This is a genomic window from Serratia sp. JKS000199, assembly GCF_900215455.1.
GTDB lineage: Bacteria > Pseudomonadota > Gammaproteobacteria > Enterobacterales > Enterobacteriaceae > Serratia > Serratia ureilytica.
In genome coordinates this window covers 3,422,475-3,441,139 of record NZ_LT907843.1, presented here as the reverse complement: position 1 = coordinate 3,441,139, position 18,665 = coordinate 3,422,475, and the positions used below count along the sequence as shown (strand labels likewise).

General features: G+C 60.6%; 20 protein-coding genes. 12 read left to right on the top strand and 8 right to left on the bottom strand.

Annotated features, from left to right (window positions below; all coding sequences use genetic code 11):
• Positions 1 to 355: 355 nt before the first annotated feature.
• From CPH57_RS16425 to CPH57_RS24600, 3 genes are all read left to right on the top strand, one after another.
• Complete coding sequence (locus tag CPH57_RS16425) at positions 356 to 2,008, top strand: multidrug ABC transporter permease/ATP-binding protein (protein ID WP_096242563.1); 1,653 nt, start codon at positions 356 to 358, stop codon at positions 2,006 to 2,008.
• Between the two features lie 389 nt (positions 2,009 to 2,397).
• Entirely contained in the window at positions 2,398 to 2,511 is a 114-nt protein-coding gene (locus CPH57_RS16420; protein WP_071845171.1) for a YmiA family putative membrane protein, read from the top strand.
• 23 nt (positions 2,512 to 2,534) lie between these two features.
• Positions 2,535 to 2,696: a hypothetical protein gene (locus CPH57_RS24600; protein ID WP_162997249.1), complete on the top strand. Its 162-nt coding sequence runs from the start codon at positions 2,535 to 2,537 to the stop codon at positions 2,694 to 2,696.
• Here CPH57_RS24600 and CPH57_RS16415 read toward each other — a convergent pair.
• On the bottom strand, positions 2,693 to 3,916 hold the full coding sequence (locus CPH57_RS16415) for an MFS transporter (RefSeq protein WP_047573842.1): 1,224 nt from the start codon (positions 3,914 to 3,916) through the stop codon (positions 2,693 to 2,695). The genes CPH57_RS24600 and CPH57_RS16415 overlap by 4 nt on opposite strands.
• Positions 3,917 to 4,420: 504 nt before the next feature.
• On the opposite strand from CPH57_RS16415, the gene agaR reads away from it, so the two are divergent.
• Genes agaR through agaF form a run of 6 tightly spaced genes read left to right on the top strand, consistent with a single transcriptional unit; the run spans position 4,421 to position 9,101 of the window.
• The gene (agaR, locus tag CPH57_RS16410; RefSeq protein ID WP_033644822.1) at positions 4,421 to 5,194 is read left to right on the top strand and encodes a transcriptional repressor AgaR; all 774 of its coding nucleotides are present in this window, start codon (positions 4,421 to 4,423) and stop codon (positions 5,192 to 5,194) included.
• Between the two features lie 23 nt (positions 5,195 to 5,217).
• On the top strand, positions 5,218 to 6,501 hold the full coding sequence (locus tag CPH57_RS16405) for a D-tagatose-bisphosphate aldolase, class II, non-catalytic subunit (protein ID WP_096242562.1): 1,284 nt from the start codon (positions 5,218 to 5,220) through the stop codon (positions 6,499 to 6,501).
• A 1-nt stretch (position 6,502) separates the two neighbouring features.
• Positions 6,503 to 6,979 carry a PTS N-acetylgalactosamine transporter subunit IIB gene (agaV, locus tag CPH57_RS16400; protein ID WP_004931808.1) on the top strand — a complete coding sequence of 159 codons (477 nt, stop codon included), beginning with the start codon at positions 6,503 to 6,505 and terminating at the stop codon, positions 6,977 to 6,979.
• A gap of 14 nt (positions 6,980 to 6,993) precedes the next feature.
• Complete coding sequence (gene agaW, locus CPH57_RS16395) at positions 6,994 to 7,773, top strand: PTS N-acetylgalactosamine transporter subunit IIC (RefSeq protein ID WP_033644826.1); 780 nt, start codon at positions 6,994 to 6,996, stop codon at positions 7,771 to 7,773.
• The gene (locus CPH57_RS16390) at positions 7,763 to 8,656 is read left to right on the top strand and encodes a PTS system mannose/fructose/sorbose family transporter subunit IID (RefSeq protein ID WP_033644827.1); all 894 of its coding nucleotides are present in this window, start codon (positions 7,763 to 7,765) and stop codon (positions 8,654 to 8,656) included. The genes agaW and CPH57_RS16390 overlap by 11 nt, the downstream gene beginning before the upstream one ends.
• A gap of 10 nt (positions 8,657 to 8,666) precedes the next feature.
• Positions 8,667 to 9,101: a PTS galactosamine/N-acetylgalactosamine transporter subunit IIA gene (gene agaF / locus CPH57_RS16385; RefSeq protein WP_033644830.1), complete on the top strand. Its 435-nt coding sequence runs from the start codon at positions 8,667 to 8,669 to the stop codon at positions 9,099 to 9,101.
• A gap of 36 nt (positions 9,102 to 9,137) precedes the next feature.
• Here agaF and CPH57_RS16380 read toward each other — a convergent pair whose 3' ends face one another.
• Positions 9,138 to 10,865 (bottom strand): ABC transporter ATP-binding protein/permease, encoded by a 1,728-nt coding sequence (locus tag CPH57_RS16380; protein WP_096242561.1) that lies wholly within the window; start codon positions 10,863 to 10,865, stop codon positions 9,138 to 9,140.
• A 205-nt stretch (positions 10,866 to 11,070) separates the two neighbouring features.
• Here CPH57_RS16380 and CPH57_RS16375 point away from each other — a divergent pair, with 205 nt between their 5' ends.
• Entirely contained in the window at positions 11,071 to 11,778 is a 708-nt protein-coding gene (locus tag CPH57_RS16375; RefSeq protein ID WP_033644832.1) for a hypothetical protein, read from the top strand.
• Positions 11,779 to 11,806: 28 nt separating this feature from the next.
• On the opposite strand, the gene CPH57_RS16370 is transcribed toward CPH57_RS16375, so the two are convergent.
• Positions 11,807 to 12,454: a DsbA family protein gene (locus CPH57_RS16370; RefSeq protein WP_033644834.1), complete on the bottom strand. Its 648-nt coding sequence runs from the start codon at positions 12,452 to 12,454 to the stop codon at positions 11,807 to 11,809.
• A 68-nt stretch (positions 12,455 to 12,522) separates the two neighbouring features.
• Positions 12,523 to 13,407, bottom strand: a complete 885-nt coding sequence (locus tag CPH57_RS16365) for an MBL fold metallo-hydrolase (RefSeq protein ID WP_047026616.1) — start codon at positions 13,405 to 13,407, stop codon at positions 12,523 to 12,525.
• Between the two features lie 108 nt (positions 13,408 to 13,515).
• Here CPH57_RS16365 and CPH57_RS16360 point away from each other — a divergent pair, with 108 nt between their 5' ends.
• The gene (locus CPH57_RS16360; RefSeq protein ID WP_033644836.1) at positions 13,516 to 14,424 is read left to right on the top strand and encodes a LysR family transcriptional regulator; all 909 of its coding nucleotides are present in this window, start codon (positions 13,516 to 13,518) and stop codon (positions 14,422 to 14,424) included.
• 27 nt (positions 14,425 to 14,451) lie between these two features.
• On the opposite strand, the gene CPH57_RS16355 is transcribed toward CPH57_RS16360, so the two are convergent.
• On the bottom strand, positions 14,452 to 15,375 hold the full coding sequence (locus CPH57_RS16355) for a LysR family transcriptional regulator (RefSeq protein WP_047026615.1): 924 nt from the start codon (positions 15,373 to 15,375) through the stop codon (positions 14,452 to 14,454).
• Positions 15,376 to 15,508: 133 nt separating this feature from the next.
• Between CPH57_RS16355 and lysA the strand changes: the two genes are divergently transcribed.
• Complete coding sequence (gene lysA / locus CPH57_RS16350) at positions 15,509 to 16,771, top strand: diaminopimelate decarboxylase (protein WP_033644838.1); 1,263 nt, start codon at positions 15,509 to 15,511, stop codon at positions 16,769 to 16,771.
• A 27-nt stretch (positions 16,772 to 16,798) separates the two neighbouring features.
• On the opposite strand, the gene CPH57_RS16345 is transcribed toward lysA, so the two are convergent.
• From CPH57_RS16345 to galR, 3 genes are all read right to left on the bottom strand, one after another.
• Positions 16,799 to 17,101, bottom strand: coding sequence for a helix-turn-helix domain-containing protein (locus CPH57_RS16345; protein WP_038878665.1), 303 nt, complete (start codon positions 17,099 to 17,101; stop codon positions 16,799 to 16,801).
• 5 nt (positions 17,102 to 17,106) lie between these two features.
• A complete protein-coding gene (locus tag CPH57_RS16340) occupies positions 17,107 to 17,451 on the bottom strand; it encodes a type II toxin-antitoxin system RelE/ParE family toxin (RefSeq protein ID WP_089195112.1) in 345 nt (114 codons plus the stop codon).
• Positions 17,452 to 17,609: 158 nt separating this feature from the next.
• Positions 17,610 to 18,629, bottom strand: coding sequence for an HTH-type transcriptional regulator GalR (galR, locus tag CPH57_RS16335; RefSeq protein WP_033652132.1), 1,020 nt, complete (start codon positions 18,627 to 18,629; stop codon positions 17,610 to 17,612).
• Positions 18,630 to 18,665: the final 36 nt, after the last annotated feature.

The following is an 18,665-nucleotide window of genomic DNA, read 5'->3' as shown; positions in this document are numbered from 1 at the left end:
TGGTACTGGCGATTTCCATCATGAAGTTTTATTAAAGCATTGGAACATAATAGGCAGCAAAGGAAATAAATAATTTTATTTGTGAATTCATGGGTTTATTTTATCTTTTTATTTTTTGCTATTTTTTTAGTGAATGCATTTTGATTTTATAGATCTATGTTCTTGAGCAGCTTATTTAATTGGCGAATATTTAGCGCCTAAAGCGAACGATGCTGCGAATTGGTCGCCGGCAGGCGGCAACCGCGATAACGCCTCACCCCGACCGGTGCTTGATAAACTATGATGAGAATTCGTCTTGATCTCATTCTCACGCCGCTTACAATGCCTGCCAGATCGCGACTTCAGAGGTTTGTTCATGGAACTGCTACGGGTGGTTTATCGCCAGTATCGTTGGCCATTTCTGGCGGTTATGGCATTGACCATGGCCAGCGCCGGTTTAGGCATCGGTATCATTGCTTTTATCAATCAATATCTGATGGACGTCAGCGGCAACCCATTGGCCGTGTTGCCGATGTTTCTCGCCCTGCTGGCATTGTTGATAGCGGTCACGTTGGGTTCACAGCTGGCGCTGACCACATTGGGCCATTACTTCGTCTATCGGCTGCGTGGGCAACTGGTGAAGCGCATTCTGGATACCGAGATCGAGCGCCTCGAACAGTTAGGCAGCGCCTCATTGCTGGCCAGTCTGTCCAGTGACATCCGCAATATCACCATCGCCTTCGTGCGCTTGCCCGAATTGGTACAAGGGGTGATTTTGACCCTGGGGGCAGCGGCCTATCTGGGGTGGTTATCGCCGAAAATGCTGGCGGTCACGGCGGTTTGGGTGGCGGTGACCGTGGTGGGTAGCGGCTGCCTGGTGTCACGGGTTTATCGCCATATGGCCAGTTTGCGCGAGTCAGAAGAGCGTCTCTATCATCGTTATGAATCGGTGATTGACGGCCGTAAGGAACTGACGTTGAACCGCAAACGGGCGCAGGCGTTATACGAGCAGGCCTATCAGCCCGACGCGCAAGCCTATCGCTACCATATCATTCGCGCCGATACCTTCCATTTGAGTGCGCTCAACTGGTCAAACATCATGATGTTAGGGGTGATCGGGCTGGTGTTCTTTATGGCCAACAGTTTGGGATGGGCGGACTCGACGGTGGCCGCGACCTACTCGCTGACGCTGCTGTTCTTGCGCACGCCCTTACTGCAGGCCGTGGGGGCGTTTCCGACGCTGGTCGGCGCCGAAGTGGCCTTCAACAAGCTGAAAGCGCTGCGTCTGGCCGAGTATCAGCCGGGGTTTCCAGCCGCCGTTGGCCGTTCCTGGCAGACGCTGGAGCTGCGCGACGTGGTTTTTCACTATGCAGATGCGGAACAACAGCCCGGTTTTACCGTCGGGCCGCTTAATCTGACGCTGCGGCGCGGTGAGCTGGTGTTTCTTATCGGCGGCAACGGCAGCGGCAAGTCAACGCTGGCGATGCTGTTGACCGGATTGTATCGGCCGGTAAGCGGGCACATCGTTCTGGATGGTGTCGCACAGACCGCGGCGGATATGCCGGACTATCGCCGGCTGTTTTCAGCGATTTTCACCGATTTTCATCAGTTCGATCGTTTACAAGGACCGGAAGGCGGCGAACCTGATACGGCGCTGGTCGCGCATTGGCTTGAACGGTTGAATATGAAAAGCAAATTGCAGTTCGACGGCGCCAGAGTGACCAACCCGCAACTGTCGCAGGGGCAGCGCAAACGTCTGGCCCTGTTGCTGGCGGTGGCGGAACAACGCGATATTTTGCTGTTGGATGAATGGGCCGCTGATCAGGATCCGCAGTTCCGGCGCATTTTCTATCGCGAACTGTTGCCGGCGCTGCGCGCGTTAGGCAAAACGGTGTTCGCCATCAGCCATGACGATCACTATTTCGAACACGCCGATCGGTTGCTGGAGATGCGCTCAGGCCATTTACGCGAGTTGACCGGCAGCGAGCGTGAACACGCCAGCCGGGATTCCGTCAGCAGAATCGGTTAACTTACGCCGGCCCGTGCCAGACCAAAACGGGCCGGCGCTTCTCCCGCGCATTATTTCAGTGCGTCGCTTCATTTTCTCTCGCTCCTCCAATGCTGTCTGCTGCCGATTTGGCTTACGACCAGTCAAATAATTGATGTTTGAATTATTTACCGGTGGTTTAATTTTGACCTTTAAAGGTGTGGCACACTGCGCATTCGTTCGCCTATCAAAACACGTTCTCGCCTGCCGATAACAGTGATATCCACGGTGCCGTTGTGGCTGATTCGGCAATGCAGACCTATGGGTAGCAGCATTTTTTTAAATTTCCATAGGAAAAAACGACTTTATTGATCGTTAAAATAGATCAATAATTTTATTTTGAGTGGTTTAATCTATTGGTTGGGGGCGCTGTGGTGAGCAAGGATGGATCAAATATCAAACGTAAAGCATGGCTGTGTGTGTTTATCGGTAGCGGGCTGTTCTGGCTGCTAACCGCTGCCGTGATTTACTGGTTACTGAGTTAGCAGGTTAAGCAGGAAGACGATTCGTGAACAAGAAGCAGGCTAAAAACCGTGAGGGCGTTCAGCGTCGCGCGCAGTCAAAAATTCCGCCTTCATGGGGGCTGAGCGATGAGCAGCGCGCCTTTATTGAAGATTTATGGCAGGATACCGCTCCCGAAGCGGCGCGGCCCATCGTTCAGCGACGTTAGCCGATCACGCGGCTGCGGCCGGCCAGCGCGCCGAACAGCATTTGCAAGACGGTCAGGCATAGCAGAGCGATCAACGGCCAGCGCCAGCCTTCCGTCAGATCGTGCAACAGGCCGAATAAGGTGGGTCCCAGCGCGGCCAACAGATAACCGACGGATTGCGCCATGCCCGACAGCAGCGTCGCCTGATGATGATGCTGACTGCGCAATCCAAAGAACGACAGCGCCAGCACCAGCGAACTCCCCGCTCCCAACCCGGCAAACGTCAGCCACACCAGTGAACTGGCGGGTTGCACCAATAATCCCCCGACGCCGATAAAGATCAGCAGAGAACTGCCCAGCGCTATCGCCCGCTGATCGCGCGCCCGCGGCAAAATCACCACCATGACAAAGTTGGCGACGATCGCCACCACCTGATAAACGAACAGCTCGAAGCCCGCCTGCTGGGCTGAGGCGCCGTGGCTGACGGCAAAGGCGCTGAACCAGCCGATAATGGTGTAGAAGGCGATCGATTGCAGCCCCATGAACATCGCCACTTGCCAGCCCAGCGCGCTGCCCCAGGGAGAGCGATAGCGTTGCGGCTCTGCCGATTGTGGCTCTTTGGCTGCGGGTGTGGCTGTGCGCCGCAGCTGCGGCAACCAGATCAACAGCGCCAACAGCGCAGGTAATCCCCAGCACAGCAAGGAGAAGCGCCAGCCGAGATCGGCCAGGGAAGCCAGCGGTACCGCCAGACCGGAGGCGATGGCGGCGACCAGTGACATCACCGCCGCATAGGCCGCTATCATCGCGGCGGCGCGATGAGGAAAATCTCTTTTCACCAGCGTTGGCAGCACCACATTGGCGAAGGCGATGGCGGCGCCGATCAGAACGCTTCCCAGCCAGAGCATGGCGTCTTGCGGCAGGGAACGCAGCGCGATGCCGCAAACCAGCAGTGCGAGGGCAAAGCCCAGGGTGCGTTCGATTCCGAAGCGTTTCGCCAGCGCCGGGGTGAGTGGCGAGAGGACGGCGAACAGGATCAGCGGCAGCGAGTTGATCAGGCCGGCGGCGGTGGCGGACAACGCCAGCTGTTGCTGAATCTGTTCCAGCAGCGGGCCGACGCTGGTGAGGGCGGCGCGCAGGTTAGCCGCGATCAGCATGATGCCAACGATCAGCAGAGCAGGGCGATGCAAACGGCGACGCGGGGTCGCGATGGATGATGATGAAGATGAAGCGGGTTGCGGCATGAGTTCCTCGCACCAGGGCATGCAGACAATCAGCGCTGCATGGCGTGATGCGTTGATTGACGTTAACGCTTACGTACCGACAAGGAGCCGATATCTGATCGCAAGTGTAGGGAAGATGGCTCGTGCTGACAAGGGGATGGCCCGGCGGGATGGAGAGGGCTGACCCCCGCCGGCTGCAGGATAATTACCATTATGTGATCCTGGTCACTTAGCGAACTAAAAGTCATGGGGCAGGACGGGGTCTGCGGCGCTTTCACTTCTGCCGCCGCCGGTGCGGCTGCTCTCCGGCGCTCATGCTCGTCATGGCATTTCATTTTTCTCCCATTCCATTTTTTTTGCTTTTCGATTCGTTTCGATTCGAAAGGTTTTTTGGCGGTTTTTTTGCTAAAACGGGGCTGTAAGCCCGATCACAATTTCATTGCTTTCGCTTTGCTGTAATGCCAGCGCAGTAGAGCGAAAGCCATCTTCTCCCCGGCGATACCGGAAACCTGAGGACCGCAGCTCATGCCAGTGAATACCGCAAAGCGACGTGAACACATCATCGATCTGTTATGCGAGCACGGCAGCGTGCGTGTGGAACAGCTCAGCAAACAGTTTGCAGTATCCACGGTGACGATCCGCAACGATCTGCGCTTTCTGGAACGAAAAGGGTGTGCGCTGCGCGCTTACGGCGGCGCAATGCTCAATCAGCAATTCGCTTTCGATCGGCCGCTGCGGGACAAAGGGCGGTTGAATCGCGATGTCAAAACGCTGATCGCCAACGCGGCGGCCGGCTATGTGCGCGACGGCGAGGCGCTGATCCTCGATTCCGGTTCAACCACCGCGCAGATTGTGCCGTTCCTGAAGGGGCGGCGCGATCTGGTGGTGATGACCAACGCGCTGAACATTGCCTATGAGCTTTCGGGAAACGACGGGGTGGAAGTCATGGTGCTGGGGGGCAGCGTGCGCCGCAACTCTTACTCGCTCTACGGTCCGGCTGCCGAGCAGCAATTGCGTCAGTACCGCTTCGACAAGCTGTTTTTGGGCGTCGACGGGTTCGATCTGAGCGCCGGCATCACCACGCCTCACCCCGGTGAAGCGCACCTCAATCGCGTGATGTGCGAGGTGGCGCGCGAGATTATCGCGGTGGCGGATGCCAGCAAATTCGGTCGCAAGAGCTTTTGCATGATTCGCGAAGCCGGACAAATCCATCGGCTGATCACTGACAGCCGTCTTCCGGACGATTACGAGCGGGCGTTAACCGAGCTGGGCGTGGAGGTCATCATCGCCGATCGGTAGCACGGCGCCTGCATGGGGGCTTCATGCAGCAGTTGTTACAGCTTGTCGAGCAGCACAAGGCCGGTATGCCGGTCGGGATTTTTTCCGTCTGTTCCGCCCATCCCTGGGTTCTGGAGGCCGCGCTGCGGCAGGCTAAAAGCCGCGGCACGCCGGTGTTGGTGGAAGCGACCTCCAACCAGGTCAATCAGTTCGGCGGCTATACCGGCCAAACGGCGGCCCAGTTCCGCGATGCGCTTTGGCGTCTGGCGGATGAGGTTGGCCTGGCGCGCGAGCGCGTGTGGCTGGGCGGCGATCATCTGGGGCCGAACGCCTGGCAGGATCGCCCGGCTCAGGAAGCGATGGCGCTGGCGGAAACGTTGATCGACGATTACGTTCGCGCCGGATTTCGCAAAATTCATCTCGATTGTTCCATGTCGTGCGCCGGCGATCCCTCGCCCCTGGGGGATGCGGCGGTCGCCGAGCGTGCGGCACGCCTGTGCGCGGTGGCGGAACGCGCCTGGGCGCAGAGCGGCGGCGAAGCGCCGGTCTATGTGATCGGCACCGAGGTGCCGGTGCCGGGCGGCGCGCAGGAGGCATTGGCGGGCCTGCAGGTCACCACGCCGCAGGCGGTGGCGCAAACGCTGGAAATGCACCGTATCGCCTGGCAAAAAGCCGAGCTGAACGATGCCTGGCAGCGAACCATTGCGCTGGTGGTGCAGCCGGGCGTCGAGTTCGATCACCACAGCGTCGAACGTTATCAGCCGCAGCGCGCCGACGCATTGAGCCATTTCATCGAACGGCAGCCGGGCATGATCTATGAAGCGCACTCTACGGATTACCAACCGCCGCAGGCCTATCGCCAGTTGGTGCGCGATCACTTCGCCATCCTAAAGGTGGGGCCGGCGCTGACCTTTGCGCTGCGAGAAGCGCTGTTCGCTCTCGATCGCATCGAGCGTGAATGGCTGGGGGAAAGCCAGTCGTCGCAGCTGCGCGCCACGCTGGAGCAGGTGATGCGCGAGCAGCCGCAGCAGTGGAGCCGCTACTACCACGGTACGCCGCACCAGCAGTATCTCGATCGCCACTACAGCCTGAGCGATCGGGTGCGTTACTACTGGCCGCAGCCGCAGGTGCAGCAGGCGGTCGACGGTTTGCTGGACAACCTGCGCCGCAGCCCGGCGCCGTTGGCGCTGCTCAGCCAGTACCTGCCGGATCAGGCGCGGGCGCTGAACGCCGGCGAATTGAGCGCCGATCCGCAGGAGTGGGTGCTGCATAAAGTGACGCAGGTACTCGACGATTACCACGCCGCCTGTTACCCGGAGGGCCGCTAGCATGCCGAACATTTTAATGACCCGCATCGACAATCGCCTGGTGCACGGCCAGGTGGGCGTGACCTGGACCAATACCCTCGGCGCCAACCTGGTGGTGGTGGCCAACGACGAGGCCGCCGCCGATCCGGTGCAGCAGAACCTGATGGACATGGTGGTGGCGGAAGGGGTGCAGACCCGTTATTTCACGCTGCAGAAAACCATTGACGTGATCCACAAGGCGGCGGATCGGCAGAAGATCTTTCTGGTGTGCAAAACGCCGCAGGACGTGTTGACGCTGGTGCGCGGCGGGGTGCCGATCCGTTTCGTCAACGTCGGCAATATGCACTTCGCCGAGGGGAAGCGGCAGGTGCACAAAACGGTGTCGCTGGACGACGGCGACGTGGCCGCGTTCCGCGCGCTGGCGGAACTGGGCGTGGAGTGCGAAGTGCGACGGGTGCCGGATGAAGCGGGTGAGGCGATCGGCAAACTGCTCTTTTGAGCCAGGGGGAAAGCATGTTGACGGATGCGTTATTGATTGCGCTGTTGGCCGGGCTGGCGGGGGTTGACCTGTTCGACGGTCTGACCCACTTCCACCGGCCGGTAGTGATGGGGCCGCTGGTGGGGCTGATTTTGGGCGATGTCTATACCGGGTTGCTGGTGGGTGGCACGCTGGAGCTGGTGTGGATGGGGATGGTGCCGTTGGCGGGAGCCCAACCGCCTAACGTGGTGATCGGCGGGGTGATCGGCACCGCATTCGCCATTCTGACCAAAGCCGATCCTAAAGTGGCGATCGGCGTGGCGGTGCCGTTCTCGATCGCGGTGCAGGGCTGCATCACGCTGCTGTTTACGTTGTTCTCACCGATGATGCACCGCTGCGATCGCATGGTGAAAGCGCTGAACTGGCGCGGCATTGAACGGGTGAACTATCTCGGCATCGGCATTCTGTTCATCTTCTATTTCGTGGTGGCATTCCTGCCGATTTACTTCGGCGCCGATGCAGCCAGCGCCATGGTGCAGAAAGCGCCGGGCTGGCTGCTGGACGGGCTGGCGGTGGCGGGCGGCATGATGCCGGCGATCGGTTTCTCGCTGCTGATGAAGGTGATGATGAAAAAAACCTACGTAGCCTATTTTATCCTCGGTTTCATCTCGGTCACGTTTCTCAAGCTGCCGATCCTGGCGGTGGCGCTGGGCGCCCTGGCGATCGCTTTGATTGATTTCTTCAACACGCAACGCGGCGCGGCAGAGGCGACGGCCCGGCCCGCTCCGCAGGAGGACGCCGAAGATGGCATTTAACGATTCCGACGATCTGCTGGCGCAAAAGGCCGAGCAGCGTATGGCGCAGGCGCTGGCCACCAGCCAGGTGGAGCAGGACGACTATCTGGACAGCCGGCCCGCCGAAGCGCTGACGCGCGGCGACATCAACCGCATGGCCTGGCGTTCGCTGCTGCTGCAGGCGTCGTTCAACTACGAGCGCATGCAGGCGGGCGGCTGGCTGTATCAGCTGATCCCCGCGCTGCGCAAGATCCACCGCAACCCGCAGGATCTGGCCAACTCGATGAAGATGCACATGGAATTTATCAACGTGCACCCGTTCGACGTCACCTTCCTGTCCGGACTGGTGCTGGCGATGGAGCAGAACAAGGAAAAGATCTCCACCATTCGCGCGGTGAAAGTGGCGCTGATGGGGCCGCTCGGCGGTATCGGCGACGCGCTGTTTTGGCTGACGCTGTTGCCAATCTGCGCCGGCATAGGCGCTTCGCTGGCATTGGAGGGCAGCCTGTTCGGGCCGATCGTCTTCCTGCTGCTGTTCAACCTGTTCCACTTCGGCCTGCGTTTTGGGCTGGCGCACTACGGCTATCAGGCCGGCACCAGCGCGCTGGCGCTGCTGAAGACCCATACGCGGCGCATTTCTCACGCCGCTTCCATTGTCGGCATGACGGTGATCGGCGCGCTGGTGGCCTCGTACGTGCACCTGTCCACGCCGCTGGTGATGCATGCCGGCAAGGCCAGCGTGGCACTGCAGACCGACGTGCTGGACAAGTTGATGCCCAACTTGCTGCCGCTGTGCTTCACGCTGCTCATTTTCTTCCTGATGAAGCGCGGATTCTCGCCGGTGAAGCTGATTGGCGTCACGGTAGCGATCGGCGTGGCGGGCAAATTTATCGGCATTTTATGAGGAGCGGGATATGCCAGGCATTGTGATTACCGGCCACGGCGGCTTTGCCTCCGGGCTGCTGCAGGCGGTGGAACAGGTGGTGGGGCCGCAGCGACATTGCGCGGCGGTCGATTTCCCCGAACAGATGAGCACCGCGCAGCTCAGGGATGCCTTACGCTCGGCGCTGGTCGCGGTGGCGCAGCCGGACGGCGTGGTGTTCCTGACCGACATGCTCGGCGGTTCGCCTTTTCGCAGCGCCTGTGAACTGGCGGATGCGCGGGGTGATTGCGAAGTGCTGACCGGCGTCAACATGCAGCTGGCGGCGGAAATGATGCTGGAGCGTGACGGACTGAGCCTGGATGAATTTCGCGAGGTGGCGCTGGCGTGCGGTAAACGCGGCCTGACCAGCCTGTGGCATGAACGCCGCCGAGTGAAGTGCGAAGACGCGCAGGCCGACGGCATCTGAACGAAAACCGGGCGCGGGCGCGCCCGGCTCCGTGAGTTAGGCCGGCAACGGGCTCAGCGCCAGACGCGCCGGTTGGTCTTCGCCGCGGCTGAAGCGCCAGCAGGTCTGGTGGTATTTCGCCACGCTGTTGCGGTGCGCCACGCTGACCAGCGTCACGTCCGGCAGTTCATCCACCAGCAGGCAGTACATCAGTTGCTCGGTTTCGTCGTCCAGCGCGCTGGTGGCCTCGTCGAGGAACAGGATGCTCGGGCGAATCAACAGGGCGCGGGCGAAGGCTAGCCGCTGTTGCTCGCCCGGCGACAGGCGATGGCTCCAGTTGGCGGAGGTGTCCAGCCAACGCTGCAGGTGCTTCAGGCGGCAGTTTTCCAGCACCCGCATCAGCTGCGCGTCGCTGTATTCCGACGCCAGGCTCGGGTAGCTCAGCGCTTCGCGCAGCGTGCCGATCGGAATGTAGCTGCGCTGCGGCAGGAACAGCATGTTGGCGTTGCCCGCTACCCCGATGGCGCCCGCGCCGTAAGGCCAGATACCGGCGATGGCGCGCAGCAGCGTTGACTTGCCGCAGCCGGAAGGCCCGACGATCAGCAGGCGATCGCCGCGTTGCAGCGTCATCTCGGCGCCGGTCAGCAGCGGCTGGCCGTCGGGCAAGTGCAGGCTGAGGTTGTCCAGCGTTAACGGATGGGCGGTCTCCTCCCGCAGTTGAATGCCGCGCGGCTGATGGTGAACCTGATCGACGGCGGCGTTGAAGCCGGCCAGACGGTTAACGCAGGCTTTCCAGGTCGCCAAATCGTTAAACGCGTCGATAAACCACGACAGCGCGCCCTGCACCTGGCCGAAGGCCGAGGCGATCTGCATCAGGCCGCCCATCTGGATGGCGCCGGAGAAGTAGCGCGGCGCCGCCACCAGCAGGGGAAACACGATGGCGAACTGGCCGTAGAAGTTGGTGGCGATGTTGAGCCGCCGGGTGATGCGCATGATCGCCCACCAGTTGCTGCGAATGGTGTCGAAACGGTCACCCAACTGCTGCGCCTCGCGCGGTTCGCCGTGGTACAGCGCAATGGCGTCGTTGTTTTCGCGGATGCGGATCAGGCCGAAACGGAAGTTCGCCTCATACCGCTCCTGGTTAAAGCCCAGCATGACCAGCGGTTTGCCGACCCACCAGATCAGCAGCGATCCCAACACCGCATACAGCAGCGCGAACCACACCATATAGCCGGGCAAGGTGATGGCGTGTTGCCCGAGCGCGAAGGTCATCGGCCCGCTGACATGCCATAAAATGTCGATAAAGGAAAACAGCGTCACCAGGCTGGAGAGCAGCCCGAGCGACAGCGACAGGGTATATTGGGTCAGCACGTTGAGATCTTCAGCGATACGCTGATCGGGGTTATCGACGATCTGCTGCTGCTCGGTGTGGTAATACGCCTGGTGCGCCAGCCATTTTCCCATGAACCTTTCCGTCATCCAGCGCCGCCAGCGCATCTGCAGCCCCTGAGTCAGGTAGATCTTGTAGACCGCCAGCACGATGAAGATCAGCGCCAGATAGGTAAAGCGCCACAGCTGCGCCTTGAATACCGGGTAGTTTTTGTTCTGCAGCGCGTCGTAGAACACCTGGTTCCACTGGTTGATCTGCACGCTGATATAGACCAGGCCGAGCGACAGGACGACGATGGCGATCAGCATCATCCAGGCGCGCCATCGTTCCTCCGACACCCAAAAGGGTTTGATCAACTGCCAAATGGCGTGTCTCTGCAAGGGGGTTGCGTTCATAACGGCTCGTTAATTGCGGTATTTTGTTCAGCATGGGCTGCGGGCCGGTAACAAACAAACCGCGACTGTAAGCAGTTTTGACTCCGCTAACCGTTTGAAATAAGGCGGCTGAATCGCCGGCGGCGCGCAGGTGAGCGCAATTGCGGCATACACTCCGGCGCCGGGCGGTTATACTGGCGCCGAATTTTTGCAGAAAGGATAAACGATGAAGGCTTGGTTTCCCCTGTTGCTGACCTGCGGTGTCTTCGCCAGCGCCCGGGCCTGGGCGCACATTGACGAGCCGGACATCGCCGCCGACTGCCAAAAGGTGGCGAGCTACGCCGAACTGGGAAAAAAGGCCTATCAGCGCCAGGATTACGCCAAAGCCGCCGACATTTTTCGCGATCAGGCGGCCTGGAGCGAGTTTTGCGGTCTGAGCGAGCAGGCTGTCGCCACGGCTTACAACAACGTGGCGCTGTCGCTGATGCACGCCGGCGAATTGCTCAAGGCGCAGGCCTATCTGGCGCTGGCGCCGCACGATGACAAATCGCAGCACAACATGAGTCTGTTGCGCCAACGCCTGGCGCAGCGGCCGCAGCCGCAGGGGCCGGGCGGCGTGTACTGGCAATACGCCGGGCGCGGGGTGTGGAGCGAAGTGGTGGTGAAGCCGCAGGGCGAGCGCTGGCTGATCGATTTTTCCGGCTACGCCATGCCGCAGATGGGGCTGTATTACGGCCCGAACATGGGCGACTTCACCGCCGAGCTGCCCATTGAGCACGGCAAGGCCGTCTACCATCAACATGACTCGGAAAGCGCGCAGGTCTGCGACGTGACGATGGCGTTTGGCGAGCAAGCGCTGGAGATGCATACGCGGGGGGATTGCGGGTTCGGCCACAATGTGCGGGCGGAAGGGCGGTTCGTGCGGGTCGAATGACCCGCCCCGGTGGCCGGGGCGAGAAGGGTTACGCCAGCGCGGCGGCGCCCAACAGATTCTTCCAGGCTTCCACATTGCCCAGATAATTGCCGGCCGGCAGCAGATGCAGCTGGCCCTCGCTATCCTGCAGCGCAAAGGTCGGGAAGCCTTGGCCCTGCACTTTGGCCAGCAGCGCCCGGCTTTCCGCGATGTGTTGCGCGGTCGGCGCACCGCTGTTGAAGCGCATTTCGGCGATAAACGCCGCCGAAGGCAACCCCAGCTCTTTCGCCAACGCTTCCAGCACCGGCGTGTCGGCGATGCGTCGCCCTTCCTGATAGTGCGCCTGCTGAATGCGGTGCAGCATGTCCAGCCCGCGTCCCGCCAGTTTTTCCGCCGCCAGGATAGCCGTGATCGGCGGCTCGGAATCCATCACCGCCGTGGTGTCGCGCAGCAGGCCGTTGAAATAGGCTTCGCCGAAAGGCTGGCCCGTCATCTCGGCGATGCGCTTGTCGTGCGGAATGACGTAGTTGCGCCATTCGTCGGTGATCTGACGGCGGTTGTTGCCGGTCATCATGCCGCCGGCGTGCGGCACGACCTTCAGCCCGGGGAGGCTCTGAGCCGCTTTCACCAGCGGTGCGGCGCCGTAGCACCAACCGCACAGCGGATCGAAAATGTAATGCAGAGTGGTTTCGGTCATTTTTACTCCTCGCTTGGCGCGCGGCAAGCCGCCGCGGCGCCAGGGCTGGTTCAATCACGCACGGGCGCTTATTGCGGCCACTTCATCTCGCCTTTCAGCACTTTCGCGCTCAGTTCCAGGCTCGATTCGTCTTTCAGCGTCGGGTAGTGCTTTTTCATCGCTTCAATCAGCGCGGCGGAATCCTTGGCTTTCGGCAGTTCGGCTTCCAGCGTGGTCAGGTATTTTTGGGTAAAGTGCACCGATGCCAGTGTCTGTGCGGCACCCGGCAGGAAGTGGCCCGGCACGACGACCTGCGGCTTCAGCGCTTCGATGTTTTTCAGCGTCTGCTGCCAGTGCTGGCGCGATTCTACGCTCTGGTTATCGGCGATCCACGGATGGATATTGTCACCGGCGACCGCCACGCCGCCCACGACCGCTTTCAGCGCCGGGATCCACACGAAGGTGCGATCCGGGGTCGGGCCGTTCAGGCCTTTCACTTCCACTTTCTGGCCGTCGATGGTGAAGCTGTCGCCCTGCAGCGGCTGCGGCACGATCACGGTTTTCGGCGCGTTGTCTTTCAGGATTGGGCCCCAGTAGGCGATTTTGCCGTCTTTGGTGGCGTTAATGTCCTTGATGGTGCCAGGCGAAGCGATGATTTTCGCCTCCGGGAAAGCGGCCTTAATCACGTCCAGACCGAAATAGAAATCCGGATCTGAGTGGCTGATGTAGACGGTGGTCAGTTTCTTGCCGGTCGCCTTGATCTTTTTCACCAGCTCTTCGGCATCGTTGCGCTGGAACTGTGCGTCGATCAGCGCCACTTCGTGTTTGCCGCTGACGATTTCGGAAGACACCGGGAACACGCTTTTCTCGCCCGGGTTATACACTTCCATGGTCAGGGTATCGGCAGCAGTGGCGTAGGTGCTCAGGGTGGCGACGCCGGTGAAGGCCAGAGTTAACAGTGATTTCTTAAACATGGGCAGAGGTCCTTAGGTATCGGTTAATGTTGTAATGATGTTAGGTTGCATAAAGCGATAGAAAAACCGGATAATAAGCAATTATTCGTTGCATAAATCGGACTAATCATGGATCGCATTACCGCCGCTGAGGTTTTTGTCACCATCGTCGATCGCGGCAGCATGATCGCCGCTGCGGAAACGCTGGAGATGTCGCGCGCGATGGTCACTCGCTACCTGGCCCAGATGGAGCAATGGGCCGGGGCGCGTTTACTGCACCGCACTACCCGTAAGCTTAGTCTGACCGACGCCGGTGAGCGTACTTTGGAGCGCTGCCGACAAATGTTGGCGCTGGCGGGGGAAATCGATCTGGTGGAGGAAGGGCAGAGCGACGAACTGCGCGGCCTGCTGCGCATCACCTGTTCGCAATCGCTCGGACAAACGGCGCTGGTGGGGGCCGTCGCCCAGTATCTGAAGCGTCACCCTCAGGTGGCGGTCGATCTGCAGATGAACAACCGGGCGGTGAACCTGGTGGAAGAGCGCATCGATCTGGCGCTGCGCATCACCAATGAGCTGGATCCCAACCTGATCGCCCGGCCGCTGTCCACCTGCGCGTCGGTGGTGTGCGCCGCGCCGGCGTATCTGGCGGCGCACGGCACGCCGCGCCAGCCGCAGGATCTGGCGTTACACAACTGCCTGACTTATTCCTATTTCGGCAAAAGCCTGTGGCATTTCGACGCTCAGGGGGTGAAATCGGCGGTGGCGGTCAGCGGCAACCTGAGCGCCAACGAATCGGTGGTGCTGATGGCCGGTACGGTGCAGGGGGCGGGCATTTCCCTGCAGCCCTACTATTCGGCGGCGCCGCTGTTGGCCAGCGGCGAACTGGTGGAGCTGCTGCCGGGTTACCGGCCGCAATCGATGGGTATCTACGGCATCTACACCTCACGCCGACAAATGCCCGCCACCTTGCGCACCATGCTGGACTTTCTGGTGGAATGGTTCGCCAGCGATCCGCAGTGGCAGGCGACGCTGCGCTAAGGCCGCGGCAACATTCCCACGCCGTTTTCACCGTTTGACGGCGGCGGCCAGGCGGGCGGAGAACAGTGCCGCCTGTTGATGCAGATGGTCGATAAAGGCCGTCACCAGCGCCGATGAAGGGCGGTGCAGCGGCCGTATCAGGCTGACGGTGAACGGCACGTCGATGCTGAATGGCCGCACGTGCACGCCGCTGCCGGCATAGTCGAGCGCCGTCAGCGGGTTGACGATCGAGACCCCCACGCCGGCTCTCACCATGGCGCACACTGACGCCGCGCTGTGCGTTTCCATCACCATGCGGCGCTCGACGCCCTGCTCGGCGAACAGCGCATCGAGCAAGTGGCGATAGCTGTCGGTGCTCGACAGGCTGATAAAGTTTTGCCCGGCGAAATCCTGCGGCGTCAGTTGGCCTTTCGCCAGCAAAGGATGGCCCGCCGGCAGCACGCAGACCTCATTCAACGTCATCAGCGTTACCCGCTCGGTGCCCGCCGGCGTCAGGGTGGTTTCCGTCAGCCCCAGATCGTGGCGCTGGGCCGACAGCCACTCTTCCAGCAGCGGCGATTCTTGCGGGATCACGCTGAAGCTGACTTCCGGGTAACGTTCGATAAAGGGCCGGCACACCGCCGGCAGCAGCGATTGGGAAAATACCGGCAGGCACACGATCGACAGCTGCGCCTGCTGAAACTGGCGAATGCCGGCGGCGGCGTTGACGATGCGATCGAGGCCATAATAGGAGCGTTGCACCTCTTCGAACAGCCGTAGGCCCTGCACCGTGGGGGACAAGCGCCCGCGAACCCGATCGAACAGCTGCAGCCGAATCAGCTTCTCAAAGCGCGCCAGCTCACGGCTGACGGTGGGTTGCGAGGTTTGCAGCAGGGCTGCCGCCTCGGTCAGGTTGCCGGTGGTCATCACCGCCCGAAAGATTTCTATCTGCCGCAAAGAGATGCTGTGCATGACGAGGCTGCTCGACTGTAGAGAAAGCTATATCATAAATGAATAGACTACGGCTAAATAGATATTTTCCACCCGATTCAGCGTGCGGCACTATGGGCTTATCTGCCGTTACTTTCGAATTGGGAATATAGCCATGCCACGCCCATTGCACGACACCTCCACCGCGTTGAACGCCGCTAACCTGCTGGCCTTGCCGCAGCGCTTCGGTTGCCCGGTCTGGGCTTATGATGCCGACATCATCAGCCAGCGCATCGCTCAGCTGCGCCACTTCGACACTATCCGTTTCGCGCAGAAAGCCTGTTCGAACATTCATATTTTGCGCCTGATGCGCGAGCAGGGCGTGAAGGTGGATTCGGTGTCGCTCGGCGAAATCGAGCGGGCGCTGCAGGCCGGTTTTCAGCCGGGCGGCGAGCCGAGCGATATCGTGTTTACCGCGGACGTATTGGATCACGCGACGCTGGCGCGCGTCAGCGCATTGAAGATCCCGGTCAACGCCGGTTCCATCGATATGCTGGATCAGCTCGGCCAGGCTTCCGCGGGGCATCCGGTGTGGCTGCGCATTAATCCGGGGTTTGGCCATGGCCATAGCCAGAAAACCAACACCGGCGGCGAGAACAGCAAGCACGGCATTTGGTATGCCGACCTGCCGCAGGCGGTGGAGAAGATCCGCCGCTACGGCCTGAAGCTGATCGGCGTGCATATGCATATCGGCTCCGGCGTCGATTACCAGCATCTGGAGCGCGTCTGCGATGCGATGGTGCAGCAGGTGATCGATCTCGGTCATGACATCAGCGCCATTTCCGCCGGCGGCGGTCTGTCTATCCCGTATCAGTACGGCGAAGAGGCGATCGATACCGAACACTATTTCGGTTTGTGGAACCGGGCGCGTGAGCGCATCGCCGCGCATCTGGGGCACCCGGTGCAGTTGGAGATTGAACCCGGACGTTTCCTGATGGCGGAGGCGGGCGTATTGGTGGCCGAGGTGCGGGCGGTAAAAGACATGGGCAGCCGCCACTTTGTGCTGGTGGATGCCGGTTTTAACGATCTGATGCGCCCGGCGATGTACGGCAGCTATCACCATATTTCGCTGTTGCCGGCCGATGGGCGCGACACCTCGGAACAACCGCTGCGCGACACGGTGATCGCCGGGCCGCTGTGCGAATCCGGCGACGTCTTCACCCAGCAGGCGGGCGGCGGCGTGGAAACCCGCGAGCTGCCGCCGGTGCAGATCGGCGATTATCTGGTGTTTCACGATACCGGCGCCTACGGCGCATCGATGTCCTCCAACTACAACAGCCGTCCGCTGTTGCCTGAAGTGCTGTTCGAAAACGGCGAGCCGCGTTTGATCCGCCGCCGCCAAACCATCGAAGAACTGATCGCGCTGGAACTTATCTGATAAGCGGGCGGGCGCCTTGCGCCCGCTTCACAGCGTCATGCGGCGGTGCTGGCCATTGGGCAATTGCACATCCAGCGACAGCGTGCCGCCCATCGCCTCGATATAGCGTTTGAGCGACGACAGCTTTATTTCGCTGCCGCGCTTTTCCAAATTGGCGACGGAGGGTTGGCTGATGCCGAGCCGCTTCGCCAATTCAACCTGAGAGACCGCCAGCTCTTCCCTCAACATCGCCAGCCGCAGTTCGAAAATTTCCTTGTCCGCTTTTTGCCTGGCTGTGGCAACGACGGCGGGATCGAGCTTGTCGATCAGTTGGGATAACGGTTTGGCCATCTGCACTACCTCCGGGTTGCCAGATAATGTGAAAATTCCATGGCAGCGATGGGCAACATGCGCTGGTAAAAGCGTTTGTCGCCGGTTTTATCGCCACCGCACAGCAATACTGCTTGCCGCTGTGGGTCAAAGGCGAAAAACACCCTGAAAGGGCGCCCGCGATGTTGAACGCGCAACTCCCTCAACTGCCGGGCCGCGTCGGAAAAATGCAGCGTATCGGCGTGCGGCCGCGCCAACTGCGGGCCGAACGTCTGTAATTTGAAGATCGCCGCCAGGATGCTTGTTTGCTGGGCGTTGTTCAGCGCCAAAAACCAGTCGTCGAATCGTTCGACGGTCACCACTTGCCACATGATGCGCTCAGAATATAGCGTTTATGCTATATAGTGTAAAGGTTATTGTGCCAACAATCTGCACGAACGCAGGGAGCGGAAAAAATCCAAAAGCGAGAAATGCGGCGGGCTGCGCAATCTGAGCGCATGGGTGACGGCTCACCCATGCGGCGGCATGATTACGGCTGTTCGTGCGCGTTGTTGAGGGTGGCGACCGAGTGGCGGCGCACCAGCGTTGGGCTGAACATGTTGGTGATTTCCGGCAGCGGTTGCCGGTTGGCCAGCGCCAGCGCCAGCTCCGCCGCCTGGGTGGCCATCGCCACGATAGGGTAGCGAATGGTGGTCAGGCGTGGGCGCAGGTAGCGCGAAATCAACACGTCGTCGAAACCGATCAGCGAAATTTCTCCCGGTACGTCGACGCTGTTATCGCTCAGCACCGACAGCGCGCCGGCGGCCATCGGATCGTTGTAGCAGGTAATGGCGGAGAACGAACGGCCGCGGCCGAGCAATTCGGTCATCGCCTGTTCGCCGCCGATCTCGTCCGGTTCGCCGTAGGCGATCAGCTTTTCATCCACCGCAATGCCGTGTTCCTGCAGCGCGTCGAGATAGCCTTGCAGACGATCGGTGGCGTCGGAAATCTGGTGGGTGGAGCAGATGATAGCGATGCGCTGGTGCCCTTGCTGGATCAGATGTCGGGTCGCCAGCCAGGCGCCGTAGCGATCGTCGAGCGCCACGCAGCGCGTTTCAAACCCCGGCAGCGTGCGATTGATGAGCACCATGCCCGGGATCTGTTGCATCCAGCCGCAAAGTTCCTGATCGCTCAGCCTTTTGGCGTGCACCACCAGCGCTTCGCAGCGGTGCCGCACCAGCTGTTCAATCGCCTGACGCTCTTTTTCGGCGTCGTGGTAACCGTTGCCAATCAGCAGAAAATTGTGGGTGGCGTAGGCCACCTGCTCGACCGCCTTGACCATCGCGCCGAAGAAGGGATCGGAAACGTCGGAGACGATCAGCCCCAGCGTCTCGGTGGATTGCTGCGCCAGCGCTCGTGCGTTGGCGTTAGGGTGATACTGCAGCTGTTCCATGGCGGCCTGCACCGCAGTGCGCGACCCTTCGCTGGCCTTGGGGGAATTGTTTATCACGCGGGATACCGTGGCCACGGAAACACCCGCCAGCCTGGCAACATCCTTTATCGTAGCCATATCAGTCAACACATCCTGGGTAATCGCTTACATCCC

Bases quoted from the DNA above. Each gene is read 5' to 3' on its own strand.
- agaF (WP_033644830.1), top strand. From the start codon at position 8,667: ATGCCAGGCATTGTGATTACCGGCCACGGCGGCTTTGCCTCCGGGCTG.
- CPH57_RS16375 (WP_033644832.1), top strand. From the start codon at position 11,071: ATGAAGGCTTGGTTTCCCCTGTTGCTGACCTGCGGTGTCTTCGCCAGC.
- CPH57_RS16425 (WP_096242563.1), top strand. From the start codon at position 356: ATGGAACTGCTACGGGTGGTTTATCGCCAGTATCGTTGGCCATTTCTG.
- CPH57_RS16340 (WP_089195112.1), bottom strand. From the start codon at position 17,451: ATGTGGCAAGTGGTGACCGTCGAACGATTCGACGACTGGTTTTTGGCG.
- agaV (WP_004931808.1), top strand. From the start codon at position 6,503: ATGCCGAACATTTTAATGACCCGCATCGACAATCGCCTGGTGCACGGC.
- CPH57_RS16405 (WP_096242562.1), top strand. From the start codon at position 5,218: ATGCAGCAGTTGTTACAGCTTGTCGAGCAGCACAAGGCCGGTATGCCG.
- agaW (WP_033644826.1), top strand. From the start codon at position 6,994: ATGTTGACGGATGCGTTATTGATTGCGCTGTTGGCCGGGCTGGCGGGG.
- CPH57_RS16365 (WP_047026616.1), bottom strand. From the start codon at position 13,407: ATGTTTAAGAAATCACTGTTAACTCTGGCCTTCACCGGCGTCGCCACC.
- agaR (WP_033644822.1), top strand. From the start codon at position 4,421: ATGCCAGTGAATACCGCAAAGCGACGTGAACACATCATCGATCTGTTA.
- CPH57_RS16390 (WP_033644827.1), top strand. From the start codon at position 7,763: ATGGCATTTAACGATTCCGACGATCTGCTGGCGCAAAAGGCCGAGCAG.
- CPH57_RS16415 (WP_047573842.1), bottom strand. From the start codon at position 3,916: ATGCCGCAACCCGCTTCATCTTCATCATCATCCATCGCGACCCCGCGT.
- CPH57_RS16370 (WP_033644834.1), bottom strand. From the start codon at position 12,454: ATGACCGAAACCACTCTGCATTACATTTTCGATCCGCTGTGCGGTTGG.
- galR (WP_033652132.1), bottom strand. From the start codon at position 18,629: ATGGCTACGATAAAGGATGTTGCCAGGCTGGCGGGTGTTTCCGTGGCC.
- CPH57_RS16355 (WP_047026615.1), bottom strand. From the start codon at position 15,375: ATGCACAGCATCTCTTTGCGGCAGATAGAAATCTTTCGGGCGGTGATG.
- CPH57_RS16345 (WP_038878665.1), bottom strand. From the start codon at position 17,101: ATGGCCAAACCGTTATCCCAACTGATCGACAAGCTCGATCCCGCCGTC.
- lysA (WP_033644838.1), top strand. From the start codon at position 15,509: ATGCCACGCCCATTGCACGACACCTCCACCGCGTTGAACGCCGCTAAC.
- CPH57_RS16380 (WP_096242561.1), bottom strand. From the start codon at position 10,865: ATGAACGCAACCCCCTTGCAGAGACACGCCATTTGGCAGTTGATCAAA.
- CPH57_RS16360 (WP_033644836.1), top strand. From the start codon at position 13,516: ATGGATCGCATTACCGCCGCTGAGGTTTTTGTCACCATCGTCGATCGC.